Source organism: Hymenobacter mucosus (assembly GCF_900188255.1).
Taxonomy (GTDB): domain Bacteria; phylum Bacteroidota; class Bacteroidia; order Cytophagales; family Hymenobacteraceae; genus Hymenobacter; species Hymenobacter mucosus.
Genome location: NZ_FZNS01000003.1, coordinates 399,837 through 414,772, shown reverse-complemented (window position 1 = coordinate 414,772; position 14,936 = coordinate 399,837). Strand labels below are relative to the sequence as shown.

General features: G+C 57.5%; 13 protein-coding genes. 9 read left to right on the top strand and 4 right to left on the bottom strand.

Annotation, left to right across the window (positions count from 1 at the left end; genetic code table 11):
• Nucleotides 1-73: 73 nt before the first annotated feature.
• From CHB83_RS08940 to CHB83_RS08925, 4 genes are all read left to right on the top strand, one after another.
• Nucleotides 74-1,255: a pyridoxal phosphate-dependent aminotransferase gene (locus CHB83_RS08940; protein ID WP_045689646.1), complete on the top strand. Its 1,182-nt coding sequence runs from the start codon at nucleotides 74-76 to the stop codon at nucleotides 1,253-1,255.
• Between the two features lie 115 nt (nucleotides 1,256-1,370).
• Nucleotides 1,371-2,216 carry a prephenate dehydrogenase gene (locus tag CHB83_RS08935; RefSeq protein ID WP_045689645.1) on the top strand — a complete coding sequence of 282 codons (846 nt, stop codon included), beginning with the start codon at nucleotides 1,371-1,373 and terminating at the stop codon, nucleotides 2,214-2,216.
• Between the two features lie 190 nt (nucleotides 2,217-2,406).
• A complete protein-coding gene (locus CHB83_RS08930; protein WP_045689644.1) occupies nucleotides 2,407-3,510 on the top strand; it encodes a chorismate mutase in 1,104 nt (367 codons plus the stop codon).
• Between the two features lie 362 nt (nucleotides 3,511-3,872).
• Nucleotides 3,873-4,946, top strand: coding sequence for a proline iminopeptidase-family hydrolase (locus CHB83_RS08925; RefSeq protein WP_089332367.1), 1,074 nt, complete (start codon nucleotides 3,873-3,875; stop codon nucleotides 4,944-4,946).
• Nucleotides 4,947-4,971: 25 nt separating this feature from the next.
• Here the strand turns inward: CHB83_RS08925 and CHB83_RS08920 are convergent, their stop codons facing one another.
• Nucleotides 4,972-5,796 carry a tetratricopeptide repeat protein gene (locus CHB83_RS08920; RefSeq protein ID WP_143437060.1) on the bottom strand — a complete coding sequence of 275 codons (825 nt, stop codon included), beginning with the start codon at nucleotides 5,794-5,796 and terminating at the stop codon, nucleotides 4,972-4,974.
• A gap of 72 nt (nucleotides 5,797-5,868) precedes the next feature.
• A complete protein-coding gene (locus CHB83_RS08915) occupies nucleotides 5,869-7,284 on the bottom strand; it encodes an APC family permease (RefSeq protein WP_045689641.1) in 1,416 nt (471 codons plus the stop codon).
• 176 nt (nucleotides 7,285-7,460) lie between these two features.
• Here CHB83_RS08915 and CHB83_RS08910 point away from each other — a divergent pair, with 176 nt between their 5' ends.
• The 3 genes from CHB83_RS08910 to CHB83_RS08900 all read left to right on the top strand — a co-directional run bounded on the left by CHB83_RS08910 (nucleotide 7,461) and on the right by CHB83_RS08900 (nucleotide 10,590).
• Nucleotides 7,461-8,423, top strand: a complete 963-nt coding sequence (locus CHB83_RS08910) for a cation diffusion facilitator family transporter (RefSeq protein WP_045689640.1) — start codon at nucleotides 7,461-7,463, stop codon at nucleotides 8,421-8,423.
• A gap of 221 nt (nucleotides 8,424-8,644) precedes the next feature.
• On the top strand, nucleotides 8,645-9,847 hold the full coding sequence (locus CHB83_RS08905; RefSeq protein ID WP_089332365.1) for a glycoside hydrolase family 1 protein: 1,203 nt from the start codon (nucleotides 8,645-8,647) through the stop codon (nucleotides 9,845-9,847).
• Between the two features lie 5 nt (nucleotides 9,848-9,852).
• Complete coding sequence (locus tag CHB83_RS08900; RefSeq protein WP_089332364.1) at nucleotides 9,853-10,590, top strand: phospholipase D-like domain-containing protein; 738 nt, start codon at nucleotides 9,853-9,855, stop codon at nucleotides 10,588-10,590.
• Between the two features lie 86 nt (nucleotides 10,591-10,676).
• Here CHB83_RS08900 and CHB83_RS08895 read toward each other — a convergent pair whose 3' ends face one another.
• Nucleotides 10,677-12,257, bottom strand: coding sequence for an RICIN domain-containing protein (locus tag CHB83_RS08895; RefSeq protein WP_143437058.1), 1,581 nt, complete (start codon nucleotides 12,255-12,257; stop codon nucleotides 10,677-10,679).
• Between the two features lie 261 nt (nucleotides 12,258-12,518).
• Here CHB83_RS08895 and CHB83_RS08890 point away from each other — a divergent pair, with 261 nt between their 5' ends.
• On the top strand, nucleotides 12,519-13,013 hold the full coding sequence (locus CHB83_RS08890; RefSeq protein WP_089332362.1) for a methylated-DNA--[protein]-cysteine S-methyltransferase: 495 nt from the start codon (nucleotides 12,519-12,521) through the stop codon (nucleotides 13,011-13,013).
• Between the two features lie 96 nt (nucleotides 13,014-13,109).
• On the opposite strand, the gene CHB83_RS08885 is transcribed toward CHB83_RS08890, so the two are convergent.
• Entirely contained in the window at nucleotides 13,110-13,988 is an 879-nt protein-coding gene (locus CHB83_RS08885; RefSeq protein ID WP_089332361.1) for an alpha/beta hydrolase, read from the bottom strand.
• 176 nt (nucleotides 13,989-14,164) lie between these two features.
• On the opposite strand from CHB83_RS08885, the gene CHB83_RS08880 reads away from it, so the two are divergent.
• Nucleotides 14,165-14,896, top strand: a complete 732-nt coding sequence (locus CHB83_RS08880) for a tetratricopeptide repeat protein (RefSeq protein ID WP_089332360.1) — start codon at nucleotides 14,165-14,167, stop codon at nucleotides 14,894-14,896.
• The last annotated feature ends 40 nt before the right edge of the window (nucleotides 14,897-14,936 follow it).

Here is a 14,936-nt window from a genome sequence, read left to right as displayed (position 1 = left end):
GTGAGTACACTCTAACGCCAGCCGCTCCCTCCACCTCACGGGCAACCTCTTGCCCCCAACCATACTTCCTCCGATGCAAGTATCCGTAGCCAGCCGCCTTCAGCACACTCAAGAGTACTACTTCTCGCAGAAGCTGCGCGAAATTGAAGGTCTTAATAAAGCCGGTGCCCAGATCATTAACCTTGGAATTGGCAGCCCCGACATGCCGCCCCACCCCAATGTGGTAGCAGCCCTTACCCGCGCCGCCGAGCAGCCTACTACCCACGCCTACCAGAGCTACAAAGGGGTAGCAGCCCTGCGCCAAGCCATGACGGCTTGGTACCAGCGTCAGTACGGGGTCGTGTTAGACCCGGAGTCGGAGGTGTTGCCCTTACTAGGATCCAAGGAAGGTATCATCCACGTGAGCATGACGTTTTTGGAGGCTGGCGACGAGGTATTGATTCCGAATCCGGGCTACCCGGCCTACCGCGCGGCCGCCCACCTCAGCGGCGCCACCCCCATCGACTACGACCTGACGGCTGAAAACCATTGGCTCCCCAACCTGACAGACCTGGCCCAGCGCGACCTGAGCCGCGTGAAGCTGATGTGGGTAAACTACCCCCATATGCCTACTGGCACGGCCGCCGATGCTACTTTCTTCACCAAGTTGGTGGCCTTCGCCCGGGAGCACCACATCTTGCTGGTACACGACAATCCCTACAGCTTCATCCTGAACACGGAGGCACCCCAAAGCTTGCTGGCCGTGGAAGGAGCCCGGGAGGTAGTGCTGGAGTTGAACTCCCTGAGCAAGTCGCACAACATGGCGGGCTGGCGGGTAGGGATGCTGGCGGGCCGCGCCGATTTACTTCAGGAAGTACTGCGCTTCAAGAGCAACCTCGACTCGGGTATGTTTCTGCCGGTGCAACTGGCGGCGGTAGAAGCCCTCAACCTAGATGCTACCTGGTATGATGAGTTGAACGCGCACTACCGGGCCCGCCGCGAATTGGTATTTGAACTTCTGGACACCATCGGCTGCACGTATGAGCGCAACCAAGTGGGCTTGTTCGTGTGGGCCGCTATTCCGGCTGGCTACGCTGATGGGTACGCTCTCAGCGACGAGCTACTGCACGCAGCACGAGTATTCATCACCCCTGGCGGCATCTTCGGCAGCAATGGCAACCACTTCATTCGGGTAAGCCTGTGCCAAACCACCGCCGTTTTGGGCGCCGCCCTCAGCCGCATCAAGGCGGCCCGCACTACTAGCCAACCGGCCTAGGCCGAGCGAAGGGCCCGCATCCGCTGCAACGGACTTCTCCTGGGCCTCGCATCCCATTCTTCGCGGGTCCTTCGCTCCACCTAGCCACTGAACAGCATTTCACTACTTCATTCTCATGGTAGTCACAATAATAGGAATTGGGCTGATTGGCGGCTCTCTGGCGCTGAGCCTCAAGGAAGCAGGCTTGGCTCACCACATCATTGGGGTAGACCGCAGCCCCGAAAACCAACGGCAGGCCGTGGCGCTGGGCTTGGTAGATGAAGTGGAAGCCGACCTTGCCGCCGCTGTAACGCGCGCCGACTTAGTAGTGGTGGCCGTGCCCATGGATGCCATGCTAGGCGTGCTGCCTCAGGTGCTCGACGTAGCAACCGAACGCCAGACGGTTATTGATGTCGGCTCGACGAAAGCTACGCTGCTCAGCCACGTAGACAGCCACCCGCAGCGTGCTCGTTTTGTGGCGGTGCATCCCATGGCCGGTACGGAGTACTCGGGGCCGTCGGCCGCCGTACCGGGCCTGTTCCGCGAAAAGACGCTGGTGATTTGCGATGCCGCACGTAGCGCCAACGATGCCGTAGCCCGCGTGGAAGCCGTGTTTGGGCGGCTAACGATGCGCCTGGTGTACATGGACGCCGCCGCCCACGATTTGCACACGGCCTACATCTCTCACATCTCCCATATCACGTCATTTGCCTTGGCACTCACCGTATTGGAGAAAGAGAAGGAAGAACAACAGATCTTTGCCCTAGCCAGCGGCGGTTTTGAATCGACGGTGCGCCTAGCCAAAAGCTCCCCCGATATGTGGGTGCCTATCTTCCGCCAGAACCGCGTGAACGTGCTGGATGTGCTGGATGAGCACATTCACCAGCTACAGCACCTGCGCGAACTGCTGGCTCAGGAGGATTACTCGGCCGTGTACCAGCAAATTCAGCAAGCCAACCTGATCAAAAAGATTCTGAAATAACACGTGGCTAGAACCCAATGAAAGTCCGTAATGTCGAGCTTACCGATTCGCCTTGCCTGCTCTTGTTGCCAAACTCCTTCGACGATGCAAGCGAACTGCTTCCTCCTGCTTGACAAGGCACTCAGATAATAGCTTCCTGCTGCCTGGGCGCTCTGGGCCGCTTCAACCGAAAAAACAACCTAATCATACCATGGAACAACTCCTCACCTCCCCCGCCGACGCAACCGACCACAAAAGCTTCCTGGCCAAAAAGCCCCTCATCATTTCGGGCCCCTGCTCGGCCGAAACTGAAGAGCAGCTTATTGCTACCTGCACCCGGCTGGCCGCTACAGGCAAAGTAGACATGCTGCGCGCCGGCATTTGGAAGCCCCGCACCAAGCCCGGCCTATTCGAAGGAATTGGCACAAAGGGCCTGCCCTGGCTGCAAAAAGCGAAGCAACTAACGGGCCTGCCTACTACCGTAGAAGTAGCAACGCCTAAGCACGTGGAAGATGCGCTGGCTTTCGACGTGGATGTGCTCTGGATTGGAGCCCGTACCACGGTAAACCCCTTCTCAGTGCAGGCCGTGGCCGATGCCCTGCGCGGCACCGACGTACCCGTGTTCATCAAGAACCCCGTGCACCCCGACCTAGAACTGTGGATGGGCGCCGTGGAGCGGTTGGCAAAAGCTGGCGTGAAGCGCATTGGCTTGATTCACCGGGGCTTTGCCAGCTACGGCAACACAGAATTCCGCAATGCCCCCATGTGGCACTTGCCCATTGAGATGAAGCGCCGCCTGCCCGAGCTGCCCATCATCTGCGACCCTAGCCACATTTGCGGCAACCGTACGGGCCTAGCTGGTGTGGCTCAAAAGTCTATTGACCTTGACTTCGACGGGCTGATGCTGGAGTCGCACATCGACCCTGACAACGCTTGGAGCGACGCCAAGCAGCAAGTAACGCCCGAGCGCCTCGCCGAACTACTCGACGGTTTGACCTGGCGCCACGAAACGACCGACCAGCAGGAGTTCCTGACGGTGCTCAGCACCCTGCGCGAGCAAATTAACCAGCTCGACGACGAGATTCTGCACTTGCTGGGCCGCCGCATGCAGGTGGCGGAAAGCATTGGTCAATACAAGAAAGACAATGACATTACCATTCTGCAAACCAGCCGCTGGAATGAGATTCTGGAGCGCGGCGTGCAGAAGGGCAACCAGCTAGGCCTCACCCGCGACTTCATCATGAAGTATTTCGATGCGGTACACCTGGAGTCTATCAACCGCCAGAACCGCGTAATGAACCGCGAAAACCTGTAGCAGTTAGGCTATTAGCGTATACTTCACGCAACTACCCCTACCTAAAAAACCTGTCCTACCAAACTTGCTGAGCCAGCTTGCGTGTTACCGTTGTAACGTAACTCAACGATACAAGCGAACTGGCCCAGCAAGCTTGATAGGACGGGCTGGTTTTAGCAGCTTTTGCACCGTGTAGCCCGGCATCCTGAGCAGCGCGAAGATCTTGTCACGTCGAGCATGGGCCATTCTAGGCCGGTTGTTCATTACGTGGTCAGATTCTTCAGACTGCTTAGGATGCCGTGCTTTTTATTGGTTCGCGGCACTGGCTTAGCCGGCTTTACCTCAGTTCTTTCTACTATTGAAGAACGAACCGAACTCCATCTATGACCCTACCTCTCCTCACCCGCTTCCCTAGCGTAGCCCTGGCTGCCGCCCTCACACTTACTGCTTGCCAGCAGAAGCCCGGTTCTACTCCGGAATCTTCCAATAAGTCGTCTAGCCTGGGCACAACGGGCTATTTGCAGCCGTTTGAAACAGGCATCCGCACGGGTGGGGTACAGGTGATTCCGATTAAGACACCAAAGGGCACCTTCAATGTGTGGACGAAGCGGTTCGGGACGGGCAAGATTAAGGTGCTCCTCCTACATGGCGGCCCGGCCATGACCCACGAGTACATGGAATGCTTCGAGAGCTTCTTCCCGCAGGAAGGAATTGAGTTCTACGAGTACGACCAGCTAGGCTCCTACTACAGCGATCAGCCCCAGGATGACGACTTATGGCGCACCGAGCGGTTTGTGGACGAAGTGGAGCAAGTGCGCCAAGCGCTGGGCATCGACAAATTTTACGTGCTGGGGCACTCCTGGGGCGGTATTCTGGCGCTGGAATATGCTCTCAAGCACCAAGACCATTTGGCTGGCCTCGTCATTTCCAACATGGTAGCCAGCATTCCGCGCTACGATGCCTACAACAAAACCTTACGGACAAAACTACGCCCTACCCTCCTCGACTCGCTAGAGAAATTTGAGGCGCGCAAAGACTACCATAACCCTACCTACGAGGGGTTGGTGTTCAAGAATTATTACTCCCGCCACCTTCTGCGCTTACCCGCTATGCCCGACCCGGTGGCGCGCTCTTTTAAGCACGTAAACCAGCATGTGTACGAGTTGATGCAGGGTCCCAACGAGTTCAAAACAGCCGGCCGCCTCCTCACCTGGGACCGGTGGAACGACTTGGGCAAGGTGACGGTACCAACGCTGATGATTGGTGGGCAGTTTGACACCATGAACCCCAAGGAAATGGAGGAAATGAGCCACCGCGTGCAGCAAGGCAACTACTTACTCTGCCCCCAAGGTAGCCACATGAGCATGTGGGACGACCAGCAAATCTACTTCCGCGGCCTCACCAAGTTCCTCAAGTCCGTCGACGATGGTTCTTTCAGAGCAGGCACTACTTTGTAACTACCCAGCAGCGCGGCCCGACAGGCTATGGTGCTTTCGGTAAGCCTGGGCTGCTGGCGGCCGTTTTTATGCGCTCTTCAATTTGGCTGAGCAAGTAGCCCGCATCCTCTTTGTGAGCAGCGTCGGGGAAGAGCCGTTGGGCCCGGCGGGCATGGTCGCGGGCCTTCTCAAAATCCTTGAGCTCCAAATACACAAAGGCCAAATTGAGGTGAGAAGTGGGGTAGTTTTTGCGCAGCTGAATTGACCGCTCAAAGGGTGCTAAGCTTTCCGTGAACTGGCCCAACCGCTGGTACGAATAGCCCAAGGCAAAGTATGAAAGGTAGTCGCCCTGGCCGTGGTCGTGGGCTTGCTGGTAATGCTTGATAGTGCGCCGAAACACCTCATCCTCGCCCAGAGTCTGCTCGGCGCAGTCGCACTGCTGCACGGTAAAGTAGTAGTCGCCCAGCGCCCGATCCAGCTTGTAGTTGTCGGGGTTCTGCTGCTGGAGCTTCTCTAGCACTTGGCGCACCGGGAAGGAGTAGCGGGCAGTATCTTGTCCTAGCTGGCGCAAGCTGTCGGGCGAGAGGTCTAGCAACTTCAAGTCGCGGAAGGCGAAGCGCTTCAGTTCATCCGTATCCGTGTAGTACTTCAGGGCCAGTTCGGTTTTCTGTAGCACCACGGCTGGCTCTACGTTCAAGGGGTCCAGTACTTTCAGCAGCTTCCACGCCGATTCGTAGTGGCGTTCCAGCACAAGCTGGTTGGCCCTACGAAGCGCCGTTGCCTGCGCCGCCGCTTCGGAAGCGGCTTTGGTTTGGGCCATTCCTAGCCAGGGTAGCAACAGCAATGACAACAGCAGTACGAAACGACGCATGGGCTTGACCGAGGGGAGTAGGTTTCGTCAAAAATAGCCGTTCCGGCGCTAATGCTAGGCGAGGCCGGTTTTTCAGTTCTCAAAGGGCCACCGCCGCTGACTTCGGCTCCAGAGCAGGAATACCACTACGCCCAGGGCCATCATGAGCAGCGCCGCCACCTGAAACGGCAAAAACAGGCTGGCACCAGCTTGCCCTTCCACCTTTACTCCATCCTGAATGCTCATAAACACCCACAGCCATACCACTACGGCTACTACCACTGGCAGCGGGTACAGTGGCATCTTGAAGGGCAGGGCTGCCGTGCCACGGCGGCGCCGCAGCAGCACCAGCCCAATGGCCTGGCCTACAAACTGCACGAGAATGCGCATGGCCAGAATGGCGCTAATCACTTCACCCAACCGGAACAGCAGACTGAATACGAAGCCAACGCCGCCCAGCAGCAGCAACGACACGTGCGGGAAGTGCTTGGTGGGGTGAGTTTTGGCGAAGATGGGCAGGAATTCGCCGTCGGCGGCGGCGGCGTATGGGATGCGCGAGTAGCCTAGTAGCACGGCAAATAGTGAGGCAAAGGCTACCCACAGTACCAAAGCCGTAGCCGCTTTGGCTGCCGTAGCCCCGTACACACGCTCTACAAAAGTGCTCACAATGAACTTCGACTGTCCCGCTTCTTGCCACGGAATAACTGAGCCTACGCTCCAGTTCAGAAGCAGGTACAGGGCCATGATGCCCAGGATGCTCAGAAAGATACTGCGTGGAATAACCCGTTGAGGGTCTTTAATTTCTCCACCCAGATGGCATACATTGTAGTAGCCCAGGTAGGAGTAAATGGTCTTGACGGTGGCCTGCCCCATGGCAGCCGAGAGCAACACGCCCGGCAGCGCCGCCAGCCCACCTTCCGGCAACCACGCTACCGGCTGGGTAGCATGCGTGACGCCACCCAAAATCAGCCAGCCCATGAGGCCCAGTACGCCTACCCAGAGCAGCACACCCAGCTTGCCAATGTCCTCAATGCGGCGGTACAGCAGGGCAATGAGCAACAGCACTACAACCCCTGATACTAGCTTGGGCTGCCACCATTCGTCTAGGGGAACCAGGTAGGCGAAGTACTGGGCAAAGCCAATGGCCCCCGATGCTACCACGAGTGGCGCTTGCACCAGCGTTTGCCACACGTAGAGGAAAGACATCAGGCGGCCCCACTTCTGCTCCCCGTAGGCTAGCTTCAGAAAGCGGTAGGAGCCCCCTGCCTCGGGGTAGGCGGCCCCCAGCTCGCTCCAAATAAAGCCATCCACCAACGACAAAGCCGCACCTACTACCCAGGCCAGCAAAAAGTTGGGCCCCATGAACCCCATCACCAAGGGAAGGGTTACGAACGGCCCAATGCCCACCATGTCAATCATGTTGAGAGCAGTAGCCTGCACCAAGCCAAGGCGGCGGCGTAGGGGCGCGGTAGTTTCTAGTGTATCGGTAGAGGTGTCGATCTGAGCCATAGGCGAAAGAGTAGAGCTGTAAAAGTCGTAGAAACGCCGAATGTTCAAGCGGCCCGCAGGTGCATTGGTTTTTGGCTGGCCGGCAAGCGCTGGGTGGCAACTGGCGGGCGCTAGGCAAACAACCGCCCAACCTCCATTGGGAGTGGCGCGTACCATCGACACACTGTTTCTACGTTATGGCCGGTACTTCCTCCTCAAAAATTGCCATCTACGGCGCCATCGGGGCCAACGTGGCCATTGCTATTTCCAAATTTGTAGCTGCTTTTTTTACTGGTAGCTCGGCTATGCTGTCGGAGGGCATTCACTCCCTCGTAGACAGCGGCAACGGTTTGCTGATCCTGTACGGCGTGAAGCAGTCGGAGAAGCCTGCCGATGCCCGGCACCCCTTCGGCCGTAGCAAGGAGCTGTATTTCTGGTCGTTGATTGTCGCCATCCTGGTGTTTTCCGTGGGCGGCGGCATGTCGTTCTACGAGGGGGTAGAGCACCTCAAGCACCCGGCCCCCATCACTGATCCTACTTGGAACTATGTGGTACTGGGTCTATCCTTGATGTTTGAAGGCATCTCCTGCTTTCTCGCTTTCCGCGAATTCAACAAGAGCCGCGGCGACGCTACCTTCTGGGCTACCCTGGGCCGCAGCAAAGACCCTTCGGTATTTGCCATTCTCATGGAAGACATGGCTGCATTAGTGGGCCTTGTCATTGCGCTGACGGGCGTATACTTCGGCCACGCGTTCAATAATCCTTACTTCGACGGCGGTGCTTCTATTTGCATTGGGGTTCTGCTGGTGTCGGTAGCCGTTTTCCTGATCTATAAAACCAAAGGCCTCCTCGTTGGGGAAGGCGTGGACGACGAAACCCTCGATAGCCTGGAGGCCCTGGCCCGCCAGCAGAAAAGCGTGGAGCAGGTGCGCCGCCCCCTCACCATGTACATGGGCCCCCAAGACGTAGTACTGGCCCTCGATGTAGAGTTTCACGACCACCTGTCGGCGGTGGAAATCGAACAGGCCGTTGATCAGTTGCAGGACAGCATCCGGGCCAAGCACCCTGAGTTCAAGCGCATCTTCATCGAGTCGAAGGGACTCACGGGCAAGCAGCGTGCTCCGCACGTGAAAGACACACCTGTGTCACCTCAGATTTAATTTTTCCCGGAAAAATTAGGCCTATATTTTGGCGGTCATGCTGGCAAGCTCAGCATGACCGCCTTTTTTTGACTAGTTTCGGAGGCGCCTCTTAAGCTGTAGTTGGGTTGCTGGGTCGTTCAGGAGCAAACCCTGGATGGAATTCTATCGTCTGATAGGCAACCTCAGCTATACTCTACTACTTAGCCTTAGCCGCTGGTTCTGTACTCAACCTTTCCACTATGCCAAACGACTTCTTTGCTGATTCGCCTTTCCAAACCTTCTGGATGGGTGGCTTTGAATGCACCGACCAACTTAATGCCTTCGGCAACCGCGTTGATTTTCTCACCCAAACTGGCCATTTGCAGTTGCTGGATGAGGACTACGCCCGCCTCGGCGACTTTCAGGTGGGTACTGTGCGTGAAGGCATCCGCTGGAGCCAAGTAGAAAAAACCGCTTATACCTACGACTGGAGCACCGTCCAAGTCCTGCTGGATGCAGGGCAGCGCCACGGTATTCAGCAAGTTTGGGACCTGTGTCACTTCGGCTACCCCGACGATCTGACGCCTCTCCACCCCATGTTTGCGCGGCGCTTTGCCGCCCTGTGCCGGGCTTTCATTGACTTCTACCGTAGCCAACGGCCCGACGATGTGCTCATCGTGACGCCCATCAACGAGGTGAGCTTTATGAGCTGGCTGGGCGGCGACGTGCGGGGCACTTCCCCCTACTGCGTAGGTCAGGGCTGGGAAGTAAAGCTGGGTCTGATGCGGGCGTACATTGAGGGCGTGGCCGCATTGCGCGAAGCCGACCCCACTATCCGCATTCTTACCACTGAGCCCCTCATTCATATTGTACCCCGCCCGAATGCCGGACCGGCCGAGGTACGCCGAGCTAAAGATTTTCATATCAACCAGTTTCAGAGCGTAGACATGCTTTGCGGACGTCTCTGTCCTGAACTGGGCGGCCGGCCGGAATACCTGGACATGCTGGGCTTCAACTACTACTACGACAACCAGTGGCAGCTTGACCCGCATCATATTCTGCCTTGGGCCAACGACTTCAACGACCCCCGCTTCCGGCCGCTGAGCCACTTGCTTAAGCGGGCCTACCAGCGCTACGGTCGCCCGGTGGTGCTTACCGAAACCAGCCACCCCGGCATTGACCGGCCTTTGTGGCTCGACATGATTGCGGAAGAAGCTACCACAGCCATCCGGGCCGGGGTACCGTTGCTGGGCGTTTGCCTCTACCCCATTATCGACCGACCCGATTGGGACCACCTCACGCCCTGGCACAACGCAGGCTTGTGGGATGCTGATATCAGCTCACCGGTACCAGGCCTTACCCGCCAGTTGCACGAGCCATCAGCCGAAGCACTGCGAGAGGCCCAAGCCCGCGTAGCCCAGGCCATCAAGAGAAAGTCACGGGCGCTGCTGCCTATATCATAAGTTTCATGAGCTACCAGCACGCCGATACGGAAGCGGCCGAACTACTCCGCCAGTTTCGGCAAGCCTTTACGGATGTAAACTTATCGCCGGAGGAAGCCCAGCAACTGCGCCATAGGCTGGCCGATTACGGGCAGGCGGGCGGTGCTCTCAGCGAATTGCGGCATCAGCTTTTTAACCTAGCTCGGGAACGGTTTAACACCTTCAAGGACAAGGCCGTTATCGAGTGGTTGGAGGAGGCTAGCGCTTTACTACCGGAGGCTGCTACTGCTACGGCAACGCCCACGGCGCACTACTCGGAAGTGCACTTCAGCCCCGTAGAGAAGTGCGTGGCAGCCATTCGCGACTTTCTAAACCAAGCCCAGCATACCCTAGACCTGTGCGTGTTCACCATTGCCGATGACCGCCTCACCGAGGCGGTGCTAGCTGCTCATCAGCGCGGGGTGCGGGTACGCCTGCTCACCGACAATGATAAGCTGTACGACCGGGGCTCCGATGTGCGGCAGTTGCACCAAGCTGGCGTTACTACGCGCATCGATCAAACGGCCTATCACATGCACCACAAGTTTGCCGTAACCGACAACCGCACTGCCCTGACTGGCAGCTACAACTGGACCCGTTCGGCGGCGGAATACAACATGGAGAACCTACTCATCACGCAAGACCCCGTGATTGTACGCCGCTACGAGCAAGAGTTCAACCGGCTCTGGGAGGTAATGACGCCCTTTGCGGAGGCCAGCGGGTAGCCGGTACCCAGCGCGACGCTCTACTTCAAGAAAAAGCCCCCACTGGTATACCAGTGGGGGCTTTTTCTTGAAGTAGAGCACAACACTTACTGGGCTGTAGCTTGGCCACTACCCTCTGCTTTGGGCCGACGGATACTTAGCGGCTGCTTGGTAGTGTTGGTTCCTACCGTGAGGTGAAGGTTGTAGTCGCCAGCGGGTAAGCCCGTGAAGTCCAGTGTTTGGTTGTGTGGGCCCGAAGCCTGACGGCGGTAGTCAGACACGCGCACTACAATACCGCGCTGGTCGTAGAGCACCCAGCCCAGGGGCATTTCCTCGCCCAACTGGTAGTTCATCTGCACTACTCCGTTGGATGGGTTGGGGTACACACTCATGTGGTTTGCGCCAATGGCAGGAATGCTGCTCTTCGCCGTGGTAGTAGCGGCTACTTCCACCGTGGCGGGGTCAAGCCGCCACTGCTGATTTTCCTTACCCGTATAGCGCCACTGCTGAATACCGCCATCAACTGAATCTTTGGCAGTCAGAGCCTTATGACTGTGCTTGGCAATGAGCTTATAGTAGCCGTCGCCGGCATCCTCAATTTTCCAGAGCTGATTGTTGCCGCTGTAGTAGTTCCACAAGTCCATGGCTGCGCCGTTGGAGGTAGAACTGCCCAGTACTTCCATCACTTTACTGCTGCCCTGCACCAGCAGGCGGTAGTAACCCCCGTCGCCCACGCTTTCAATCCGCCAGTGTGGCGCCGACATTCGCACTTGTGAACTCTTGAAGGGTCGGCTATCATCGGCTACCTCCAGGGCTGTTCCGTTGGCCCGGTCGCGCAGCGTGTACACATTGCCCGACACCACCTTTGTAGGGTTGCTAATGGGAGCCCCACCGGGCTTGGCAGTTGATTTCGTTGTAGTTATTAAGGCAGTTGCCGCAGGAGTGGTAGCAACGGGAGCGGCCACCGGAGCAGCTTTAGCCACAGCCGCAGCTTTCTTCGATGACTTATCTGCTGGCTGGTCTGCTGCTGGTGTAATTTTGGTAGGTGCGGCCGCTGCTCTGGCCGGCGCCACGGTAGCGGCTACTGCTGGCTTAGCAGGCCCGGCCAAGTCGGGCGTGGTAGGCGACCCCACAGGGTACAGATTGGTTGACGGGATGGGTTGCGTAGCCTGGCCTGGCGGCATCCACTGGAGTTGCACGCGGGCTTCGCCATCCTCATTGTAGTACTCCAGCTTGATGGTTGTTTTCTCGCCGGCTGCTAGGCTTATTGTGGCGCCATCAATTTTCATAGAGCCGCGGCCGTTCCAGGTATCTAGCACCTTGCGGCCGTTTACCCACAGACGCACTCCGTCGGGGCTGTTTACGGCAAACTTATAATTGCCCGTAGAGGGTGCTGATACCAACCCTTCCCAGCGCACGGAGAAGTTATCAGCAGGGAGTTCTTCGGCGGGAGAGCCCATACCCCACCGAAAGTCGACGGCGGCATCAAGGCGCTTGAGCACGGGGGCCCCGGCCAAGCTGCCGTTGCTGAAATACACCGCCGTGAGGCCGGTGCCCTGCACGAAAGCCAGGGGCGATTCTACAGGAGCTGAAATAGGACCGCTAATGTCTGCCGCTACAGTGGCGTTGATTGGCGCGGCGCCAAGTAAACTCAACCCCAGAATAGAACTGAACAGTACGTTTCTCACAACAAGAAAAGAGTTGGGTGAACAGGCCAGAGGCAAGTAGGATGCTAAACCGCCTTTCGCACAGAGCGCACAACACAGTTTGCAGTTTATAACTTCTCGGAGCCAACACAATATAAATCAATAACTCCCGCATTTACCCTATTTACTTTCCATAATGCCATTAATCAGTTTTTTAATCCACCACAAAGCGCCACAGTATCTTTTTTGGCTTAGCAGATTATAAATTGAGGGTGCATTTTTACGCAACGTTACCGCTCGGCCATGACCATTGCTACTTCCTACTTGACCACGCCAATTGGACTATTGGAACTGCGCGGATCTGATGCCGGGCTTGAGGCCGTGCGCTTCCTAGACGACTCCGCCGGGCTAAACGAAACAAGGACCAGTGCCGTACCAAACTGCCTACAAGAAGCACAGCGTCAGCTACGTGCGTACTTCGACCGGGAGCTACGCGACTTCTCGCTTACGTACGCCGTGGGGCAAGGCACATCGTTTCAGCGACGCGTTTGGGAACTGCTTCCTACAGTTGGGTTTGGGCGCACCGCTTCCTACCTCGACCTTGCGCGGCAACTAGATAATGTGGGGGCTGTGCGGGCAGTAGGTGCTGCCAATGGTCAGAACCCGCTGGCTATTGTATGGCCGTGCCACCGCATTATTGGCGCAAGCGGACAGCTAACGGGCTACGCCGGTGGGCTACCACGCAAGAAGTGGCTTTTAGAGTTTGAGCGCCCCGCCTTCCAACAGTCTTTGTTCTAGCAACCGCCAAGCGTCTTGGTGGCATCACCAGGTAAAGGGGCCCTACCTGCTAGTAGGCGCATACTAAGCGCGGCCAGCAGCTCAGTAGGCTCTATTTTATGCTCCAATAAACTTGCGTAGCTCTTTATAAAGCACGTTGTGCTGCCAGTAGAGTTGCAAGACCATTGCCGCGTGCTTTTTGCCGGGCAAGACAGTAAGCGTAGGCTGCTGCCCCAGCTGCGTCAGGCGGGCCTGAAACTTCTCGGCACTGCTACGAATGGAAGGGTAGGTTTGCCCACCAATAAACAGGCGCATGGGGGGCGTATGGGCGGATGCGTGATACAGGGCCGATACATCGCGCCATTGCGCTGGATCTTTGCCAAATGGCACTAGGTATTGCTCGTCGCCGGGGTACTGCATCTTTTGCAGGTAATCGAACATATCGAGGCCAGCGGGGTCATCGAGAAAAACCCCACGGATAGCATGTTGGGCTACCCCGTGCCGGGCCAGTAGCCGGTCGTCAGTAGCTAGGAGGGCAGCCAGCCCACCACCGGCCGAATGCCCCATCAAGTACACGCGTTGCGGGTTGCCGCCGTAGTCGGCAATGTGGGCTACCGTCCATGCCACGGCGCGGGCGCAGTCGTCGGCCATAGCGGGCACTTCCACTTTGGGCGCCAACCGGTAGTTGACGACGACTGCCACGATGCCCTGCTTGGCTAGCCGACGACCAATAAAAGAGTAGAAGTTTTTACTGCCACTGTTCCAGCTTCCACCATGAATAAATAGCACCACCGGGCGCGGGGCGGCGGCATGGTCTTTGGGCGTGTACACATCAAGCCGGTGGCGCTCTGGGTCGAACGTAGGGTCAGTGGTGGGTACGTAGGCCACGTCTTGCGTGCGACGGCTGGGCCGTGCTGTGGCGTATTCGTGAGCAGCTACTACTAGCAGAATAGCAGCCACCGTGGCGGGCAGAACCCGGAAGAAGAACAAGCGCATTCGGAATACAGGAAACGAAAAAGGTCCGGCAGCAAGCCGATTGATACCCTACGTACTACGCAGCAGGCACCTCGGATTTACGAGGCCCGGGGGTGGCAACGCGGGAAGTGAGCCAGGGTTGCCGCTACCGGGTTATATTTGAAGGCCGACTAGTTTTTCACCGGCTTATCTGCTCTATGTTTTTTCGCACTTCCGCCTTTTCTCTGGCCGCTGCTCTCCTGTTGCTAGCGGCCCCCACCCACGCCCAGCGCAAAACTAAAACCAAGGTCAAAACCGAATCGGGGGCTACCATCAGCGCGGCTACCCGTCTGCAACCTCTTTTCGGAAACCTCACGGCGACCCAAGCCGAGGCCGCGCTAGGGTCGGCCTTCATCACGAGCACCGTGCAGAGCTTTGCCTCCCGGGCCGAAGCCAGCCGCTTCTTTTCTTCCAAAGGCTACGAATACCTGAACGAGAACCAGGCTGATACGGCGGCCTACCGCTTCAACTTAGCCTGGGTGCTTGACCCCAAAAACCCCGATGCCTACCGTGGCCTAGGCGTTATTGCCAGCCGCAACCCAACCCCCGACGAAGCCATCAGCCTGCTTAACCAAAGCCTGGCCCTTGATGCCAAGAACGTTAACACCCTCAGCGACCTAGGCGCCAGCTACCTCATTCGCTACCAGCAAAGCAAAAAGAAGAAAGACCTCACTACCGCCCTGGGCTACCTGCAACAAGCTGTGGCAATGGAAGGTGGCAATGGCGTAGCTTGGCAGCACCTAGGGCGAGCGTACTACTTTCAGGAAGACTACACCAAAGCGTGGGAGGCTATTCACAAGGGCCAGCAAATCAGCCTAATGAGCTTAGACTTCGACCTGATTGCGGACTTGAAGGAGAAAATGCCCGATCCGGCCGGCCAGTTTAAATAAGCCAATAAAACGTCTTTGGCTGGCGTTAAGAAACCGCCGC